This window comes from Candidatus Rokuibacteriota bacterium (genome assembly GCA_016209385.1).
GTDB lineage: Bacteria > Methylomirabilota > Methylomirabilia > Rokubacteriales > CSP1-6 > JACQWB01.
The window spans coordinates 23,746-30,690 of record JACQWB010000032.1 but is presented as its reverse complement, the minus strand read 5'-3'; the positions used below and the strand labels follow the sequence as shown (position 1 = coordinate 30,690).

At 66.6% G+C, this 6,945-nt stretch carries 7 protein-coding genes and 1 pseudogene; 1 reads left to right on the top strand and 7 read right to left on the bottom strand.

Going from position 1 to position 6,945, the window contains the following annotated elements:
- The 7 genes and pseudogenes from HY726_02215 to HY726_02185 form a co-directional block, all read right to left on the bottom strand.
- A pseudogene (locus HY726_02215) lies at positions 1-319 on the bottom strand (2Fe-2S iron-sulfur cluster binding domain-containing protein).
- Positions 319-2,151, bottom strand: coding sequence for a molecular chaperone DnaK (gene dnaK, locus HY726_02210; GenBank protein MBI4607806.1), 1,833 nt, complete (start codon positions 2,149-2,151; stop codon positions 319-321). The pseudogene HY726_02215 and the gene dnaK overlap by 1 nt, the downstream one beginning before the upstream one ends.
- Positions 2,129-2,737, bottom strand: coding sequence for a Fe-S protein assembly co-chaperone HscB (gene hscB / locus HY726_02205; GenBank protein ID MBI4607805.1), 609 nt, complete (start codon positions 2,735-2,737; stop codon positions 2,129-2,131). Before hscB ends, dnaK begins: the two co-directional genes overlap by 23 nt.
- A gap of 116 nt (positions 2,738-2,853) precedes the next feature.
- The gene (locus HY726_02200) at positions 2,854-3,180 is read right to left on the bottom strand and encodes an iron-sulfur cluster assembly accessory protein (GenBank protein ID MBI4607804.1); all 327 of its coding nucleotides are present in this window, start codon (positions 3,178-3,180) and stop codon (positions 2,854-2,856) included.
- A gap of 43 nt (positions 3,181-3,223) precedes the next feature.
- Positions 3,224-3,640, bottom strand: coding sequence for a Fe-S cluster assembly scaffold IscU (gene iscU / locus HY726_02195; protein MBI4607803.1), 417 nt, complete (start codon positions 3,638-3,640; stop codon positions 3,224-3,226).
- Positions 3,641-3,672: 32 nt separating this feature from the next.
- The gene (locus tag HY726_02190) at positions 3,673-4,893 is read right to left on the bottom strand and encodes an IscS subfamily cysteine desulfurase (protein MBI4607802.1); all 1,221 of its coding nucleotides are present in this window, start codon (positions 4,891-4,893) and stop codon (positions 3,673-3,675) included.
- Between the two features lie 15 nt (positions 4,894-4,908).
- Positions 4,909-5,307 carry an Rrf2 family transcriptional regulator gene (locus HY726_02185; protein MBI4607801.1) on the bottom strand — a complete coding sequence of 133 codons (399 nt, stop codon included), beginning with the start codon at positions 5,305-5,307 and terminating at the stop codon, positions 4,909-4,911.
- 122 nt (positions 5,308-5,429) lie between these two features.
- On the opposite strand from HY726_02185, the gene HY726_02180 reads away from it, so the two are divergent.
- Positions 5,430-6,692, top strand: a complete 1,263-nt coding sequence (locus HY726_02180; protein ID MBI4607800.1) for a Glu/Leu/Phe/Val dehydrogenase — start codon at positions 5,430-5,432, stop codon at positions 6,690-6,692.
- Positions 6,693-6,945: the final 253 nt, after the last annotated feature.

Genomic DNA, 6,945 nt, shown 5'->3' with positions numbered 1-6,945 from the left:
AGGGTATCTCGACCACCACGTCGCCCTTGACCACCGCCTGGCAGCCGAGCCGGGAGTGGAGGGTGAGCCCCTAGGCCATGTCCAGGCGATCCTCCTCGTCCGGCTGCATCTCGGACAGCTTCTCGGCTCCTTCCTTCACGATCACGTGGCAGGTGGTGCAGGCGCAGTTGCCCCCGCAGTTGTGCTCGAGGTGGATGTTGTTCGCCAGGGCGATGTCGAGGACGGAGCCGGGGAGCCCGTGGTCCCCGAACGGGTACTTGGAGTCGTCCACCTCGACCGTGATGTTCAGCGGGAGAAACGTCACCTTGTGGATCGCCATCACGAGCCCTTCAGCGCCTCCGTCACCTTTCGCGAGGCCAGCGCCTCCTTGAGCGCGGCATCCATCAGCAGCTCGGCCAGATGGAGCGTCACCTGGTTGAGCCGACCCGTCCTCTCCCGGATCCGGTCTCGGTCATCCCCGTCGCGGACCGCCCGCAGCTCCTCCAGGGCGGCGCGGATCCGGGCGACCTCGTCGGCGTCGACCAGGCGAGCCCCCTGGGCGAGGGCCTTCTCGGTCCCGCGGCTCACCGTGTCGGCCTCGTTCCGCGCCTCGATCAGGAGCCGGGCGGCGACGTCCGCCTCCGCGTGGGCGAAGGACTCCTCGATCATCCGCTCCACCTCGGTATCGGTGAGGCCGTACGAGGGCTTCACCTCGACCGATGCCTCCTTGCCCGTCCTGAGCTCGCCGGCGTGGACCTGGAGGATGCCGTTGGCATCGATCAGGAACGTGACCTCGATCCGCGGCAGGCCGGCCGGCATCGGGTCGATCCCGGAGAGCTCGAAGCGCGCCAGGGAGCGGTTGTCCCTGGCCAGCTCACGCTCCCCCTGGAGGACGTGCAGGTCCACGACGGTCTGGCCGTCCACCGAGGTCGTGAACAGCTCCTTGGCGCTCGTCGGGATCGTCGTGTTCCGGGGGATCAGCACGCTCATCACGCCGCCGAGCGTCTCGATCCCCAGCGACAGAGGCGAGACGTCCAGGAGCAGCATGTTCGTGATGCCGCCCGCGAGGATGTGGGCCTGAACCGCGGCGCCCAGGGCCACCACCTCGTCGGGATTCAGGTGGCTGTGGGGCTTCCTGCCGAACAGCTCGTGCACCCGTCGCCGGACCAGGGGCACCCGCGTCGAGCCTCCCACGAGCACCACCTCGCCGATCTCCGCCGGCTTGAGCCCGGCGTCAGCCAGCGCCATCCGGCAGGGACCGAGCGTGGCGCCCACCAGCGGCTCGATGAGGGCCTCCAGCTCGGCGCGGCCGATCTCCCGGCAGTACGTGAACCCGTACTGCGGGAACGGGATCGTCAAAATCGTCCGATCCTCGAAGGAGAGCACGCACTTGGCGGCTTCGGCGCCGAGCCTCAGCTCCTGCATCGCCTCCGGATCTGCGCTCAGGTCGGCGCCGTGGGCGGCGCGGATGTCCGCCAGGAGCCAGTCCACCAGGGCGCGGTCGAAGTCGTCCCCGCCCAGGTGGGTGTTGCCGTTGGTCGCCAGCACCTCGAAGATTCCCTCTTTCACCCTGAGGATCGAGATGTCGAAGGTCCCGCCGCCCAGGTCGTAGACGCCCACCAGCCCCTCCTTCAGCTTATGAAGGCCGTAGGCCAGCGACGCCGCAGTCGGCTCGTTGACGATCCGGAGGACCTCGAGCCCTGCGATCCGCCCCGCGTCCTTCGTGGCCTGGCGCTGGCTGTCGTTGAAGTAGGCGGGGACGGTGATCACCGCCTTCTCCACGGGCTCGCCGAAGTGGGCCTCGGCCCGCTCCTTGAGCGACTTGAGGATGAGCGCGGAGACCTCCGGAGGCGTCACCTCGCGGTCGCCGACCCGGATCCGCACCATCTCCTGGCTCGGGACGATCTCGAAGGGGAAGTAGCGGAGCTCCGCCCTGACGTCCTCGTAGCCCTTCCCCATGAACCGCTTGACCGAGTAGATCGTCTGCCCGGGGTTCTTCACGAGCTGGCGCTTCGCGGCCTCTCCCACGAGCACGCCGTCGCGGGTGAAGGCCACAACCGAGGGGAGAAGCGGGCGTCCCTCGCGGTCGGGGATCACCCGTGGCAGGCCCTCAGCCATGTAGGCGACCAGGCTGTTGGTCGTGCCGAGGTCAATGCCGACGATGCGAGACATTCGCGTGCGTTTCCTCGCCGAGCGCTTCGCTCAGGTCGTTGATCACGGTGTTGAAGTATGCCCGGGCCGCCAGCACCTGCTTCATCCGGTCCAGGAGCTGACTCCGGTCGCCGTCCCCGTCGGCACGCGCGTCCCACTCGCCGGCGAGGGCGAGGAGCGACGCCTCCTCCCGGGCGCGGCGCTCGATCAGCCGGGCCTGCTCATCTCTGAGGCGCTGACGCGTCGCCGCGTCGAGCCCCCCGGCTCTGGCTTCTTGGAGGGCTTCCTGGATCTCGAGCATCTCCTCGAGCAGCTCCGTCGGGGGCTTGGGCTTGATCGCGGTATCCCCCTCCCTGGTCTCCCGCCCCTCCTCGAGCTGGATCAGGTACTCGACCCTGGGGACCAGGTCACGGAGGGTCCGGTACGCCCGGTTGATCAGCGCCGAGTGTTCGAGGCTTCGGGCCTGCTCGGCCGGGGTCGCGGTCTGGAAGAAGTCGGGGTGGACCCGCCGGGAGAGCTCGTAGAAGCGGCGCTGGAGCTCCTCCGCGTCGATCCCGAGCTTCCGCGGCAACCCGAAGACCTCAAAGTAATCCCGCCTGACCGACATTCCCCCTCCAAAACGAAAACAGGCCCGCCCGGGCCCGTTTCGATCTCCCTGTACGCGACGGTTTGGCTATCGTGGCTCGCCCACCTCCGGGCCCAGGCCGCGTCCGACCCGCGTCGCTACGCCGAGAACGAGGTCCCGCAGCCGCAGGTTGACTTCGCCTTGGGGTTCACGAACGTAAAGCCGCCGGTCAGCCCCTGGGTCACGTAGTCCAGGGTGGTCCCGACCAGGTAGAGGTAGCTCTTGGCGTCCACGACGACCTTGATCCCGTCGATGTCGAAGGTCTTGTCGTGGGGGCCGAGCTCGCTGTCGAACTCCAGGGAGTAGGAGAGCCCGGAGCAGCCACCGCCCTTGACCCCCATCCGGAGGAAGACGCCCTGAAGGTTCTGTTCCTCCACGAGCCTCTTGACCTGCTTGACCGCAGCCTCGCTCACGTGTACCGGCATAGTCCCCTCATCCTCCTCGAATCGAGATCCGCCGTCCCCGCTCTTATGACGTCGCGGCTGCCGCCGCGGCTTCCTTCTTGGGCCACTTCCCCTGGAAATCCGAGAGGGCCGCCTTGATCGCGTCCTCGGCGAGGACCGAGCAGTGGATCTTCACGGGAGGCAGCTTCAGCTCGTTGACAATGTCCGTGTTCTTGATCTGCTTCGCCTCTTCCACGCTCTTGCCCTTCAGCCACTCGGTGGCCAGGCTCGAGGAGGCGATCGCGCTCCCGCACCCGAAGGTTTTGAACTTGGCGTCCTCGATGACCCCGGTCGCCAGGTTCACCTTGATCTGGAGCTTCATGACGTCGCCGCACTCCGGCGCGCCCACCAGCCCCGTCCCCACGCCCGGGGTCTCTTTGGGGAACGACCCCACGTTGCGCGGGTTGTTGTAGTGGTCGATGACCTTGTCGCTGTAGGCCATGTGTGTGGTTCCTCCTTATCGACCCTCGGCAGCTACTCTGCCTTCCAGTTGATCGACTTGAGATCCACGCCCTCCTTGGCGAGCTCGTAGAGCGGAGACATCTCCCTGAGACGCCTCACCACGTCCACGATGCGCTCGCCGATGTAGTCGACCTCCTCGTCTGTATTGAACCGGTGGAGTCCGAAGCGGATCGAGGAGTGGGCCAGCTCGGAATCGACCCCGAGGGCCGCGATGACGTAGGACGGCTCCAGCGTGGCTGACGTGCACGCGGACCCCGAGGAGATGGCGCTCTCCTTGTTCACCCCCATCAACACCGACTCGCCCTCGACGTAGGCGAAGGAGACGTTCAGGATGTGGGGGAGACGCTTGTCCGGATGGCCGTTGAGGAAGACCTCGTCCAGGGAGGAGAGAATCCTGTCCTGGAGCCTATCCCTGAGCCCCTTCAAGCGGGCTCCCTCTTGGGCCATCACTTCCCTGCAGATCTCGGCGGCCTTTCCGAAGCCGACGGTCAACGGGACCGGTACCGTCCCCGACCGCATGCCCCGCTCGTGGCCGCCCCCATCGATGAGGGGGGCAATCCGGACCCGCGGGTTCTTCCGGCGGACGTACAGGGCGCCCACGCCCTTCGGGCCGTAGAGCAGGTGGGCGGTACAGGAGAGGAGGTCGATCCCCATGCGCTCGACGTCCACGGGGACCTTCCCCACCGCCTGGGTGGCGTCGGTGTGGAAGACGATCCCCTTCTCCTTGGCCAGCCTGCCGATCTCCTCGATCGGCTGGATCGTGCCGATCTCGTTGTTGGCGAACATGACCGAGATCAGGATGGTCTTGTCGGTGATGGTCTTCCTGATCTCCTCGACATCGACCAGTCCCTGCTGGTCCACCGGCACGGAGGCGACCGCGTAGCCCTGACGCTCGAGCCGCTTGCACGTGTCGAGCCCGGCGCGTTGCTCGATCACCGTCGTGACGATATGGTTTCCCTTCTCCCGATACATCTCGGCGACGCCCTTGATCGCCAGGTTGATCGACTCGGTCCCGCCGGAGGTGAACACGATCTCCTTGGGGTCCCGGGCGCCGACCAGCCTCGCGATCTGGTCGCGGGCGGTGTCCACCGCCTTCTCGGCTTCCCAGCCGAACGGGTGGTTCCGGCTCGCCGGGTGGCCGAACTTCTCGGTGAAGTAGGGGAGCATCGCCTCCAGCACCCGCGGATCTGCGGGCGTGGTCGAGGGACTGTCCATGAAAATCGGGAACTTCAGCGCCATCGATGTCTCCTAGTTGCTCGCCGTGAGCTCGAGAACGGGTACGCTGTCCCCCATCAGCTCGGCCAGCGTCATGCTGTCGAGGAGGTAGCTGATGCTCGCCTGAATCTTCTGGACGGGCCGCCTCAGGCTGCACCGCGGAAGCTGGGGGCAGTCGAAGTCGTCCAGGCAACTGACGATGTTGATCGGACCCTCCAGCGTTCGGATCACCTGCCCCACGGTAATCTCGCCGGGGGTTCGCGTCAGGACATAGCCGCCCTTCGGGCCATTCTGGCTGACGATGAACCCCTTCTTGGCGAGGCGCTGGAGGATCTTGGCCAGGAGCTCTTGGGGAATGTTCAGCGTTTCTGCGATCCGCTTCGAGCTCACCGCGCCGTCTTCCTGGTGCGAGGCGATATAATGAATCGCCATCAGCCCATAGTCAGCACGTTTAGTAAAGCGAAGCATGTATAATCCCGACAGTTCTGATCGCCGATTAATCTAGTCGGAGTATCTGCCACCCTGGCTCTTTTGTCAAGGGAGAAATTCTTGTTATGTTCAGCAAAGCAGAGTTTGATTCTGAGCTTCTGAGAACAGCCCTTCACCAGCTCGACACAGTTGCCGCAAGGATCAGCCTCGACCCCAACATCCACGAGCGCCTCCGCTATCCCCGCCGGGCCCTCGTTGTCTCGGTCCCGACGCTGATGGACGACGGGAGGACTGAAACGTTCATCGGCTACCGCGTCCACCACAACACCGTGCTGGGTCCGACCAAGGGAGGTCTCCGGTACCACATGGATGTGAGCCTCGGGGAGGTCACAGCCCTGGCCATGCTGATGAGCTGGAAGTGCGCTTTGATGGGGCTTCCCTACGGAGGGGCCAAGGGTGGAGTCCGGTGCGATCCACGGGCGATGTCACTCAAGGAGCTCGAGCGGATGACCCGGCGCTACACCGCCGAGATCATCCTCCTGATCGGCCCCGATCTGGACATTCCGGCCCCAGACCTCGGGACCGACGAGCAGGTCATGGCCTGGATGATGGACACCTACTCGATGACCCAGGGGAAGAGCGTGCCCGGGGTCGTCACCGGGAAGCCGTTGATCGTCGGAGGCTCGGCAGGGCGGCGGGAGGCCACGGGCCGCGGGATCGTGTACACGCTCTACCAGGCGGCGCGCCACCAGGGGGTCGACCTCAAGGGACGCCGGGTCGTGATCCAGGGGTTCGGCAACGTCGGCGGCGTGGCCGCGCGTCTCCTCTGGCGCGAGGGATGCCTCATCGTCGGGGTGAGCGACGCCAAGGGCGGCGTGTACACCCCGAAAGGCCTCGACGTCCGCCAGCTGGAGGCCCACGTCCGCGAGGCCGGCTCGGTGGCTGGCTTCGCCGACGCCGACGCCCTCTCGAACCCCGAGCTCCTCGAGGTCTCCTGCGACGTCCTCGTCCCCGCAGCGGTCGGCTCCCAGATCCGGAACGACAACGCCGGTCGGATCAAGACCTCCTTGATCGTCGAGGGGGCCAACGGCCCGACCACCCCCGAGGCCGACCAGATCCTGCGCGAGCGGGGCGTGACCGTGATCCCGGATATCCTGGCGAACGCCGGCGGCGTCGTGGTGTCCTACTTCGAGTGGGTACAGGGGCTCCAGTACTACTTCTGGCGGGAGAGCGAGATCACCTCGCGCCTCCAGGAGGTCATGGCGCGAGCGTTCAACCGGGTCTGGGCGATCGCCCAGAAGGAAGGCACGGACCTCAGGACCGCGGCACTGATGGAGGGGATCCGGCGCGTGGCCGAGGGCTACCGCGTGCGAGGCCTCTACCCCTAGAATCGGAGGGGGCCCGGGTACCCACGCCGGAGGCGCGGGTGTCCCCCTCCGAAGCCTCCCCCAGGAATGGCAGTTCGAGCCGAGGGGCTGCCGACGAGCCGCAGGCGTGGCAGTTCGAGCCGAGGGGCTTCGGACGAGCCGGAGGCGAGGACAGCGACGAGGCGAGACCCGAGTAAATAGCCACGAGGCGAGGCCCGAGTTGGTTGCGCGGGCGAAGCCCGCGCTCGACGGGCCTTATTCGGACACGCTGCGG

Excerpts from the sequence above, each read along its gene's own strand:
- dnaK (MBI4607806.1), bottom strand. The coding sequence starts at position 2,151 with ATGTCTCGCATCGTCGGCATTGACCTCGGCACGACCAACAGCCTGGTC.
- hscB (MBI4607805.1), bottom strand. The coding sequence starts at position 2,737 with ATGTCGGTCAGGCGGGATTACTTTGAGGTCTTCGGGTTGCCGCGGAAG.
- HY726_02200 (MBI4607804.1), bottom strand. The coding sequence starts at position 3,180 with ATGCCGGTACACGTGAGCGAGGCTGCGGTCAAGCAGGTCAAGAGGCTC.
- iscU (MBI4607803.1), bottom strand. The coding sequence starts at position 3,640 with ATGGCCTACAGCGACAAGGTCATCGACCACTACAACAACCCGCGCAAC.
- HY726_02185 (MBI4607801.1), bottom strand. The coding sequence starts at position 5,307 with ATGGCGATTCATTATATCGCCTCGCACCAGGAAGACGGCGCGGTGAGC.
- HY726_02180 (MBI4607800.1), top strand. The coding sequence starts at position 5,430 with ATGTTCAGCAAAGCAGAGTTTGATTCTGAGCTTCTGAGAACAGCCCTT.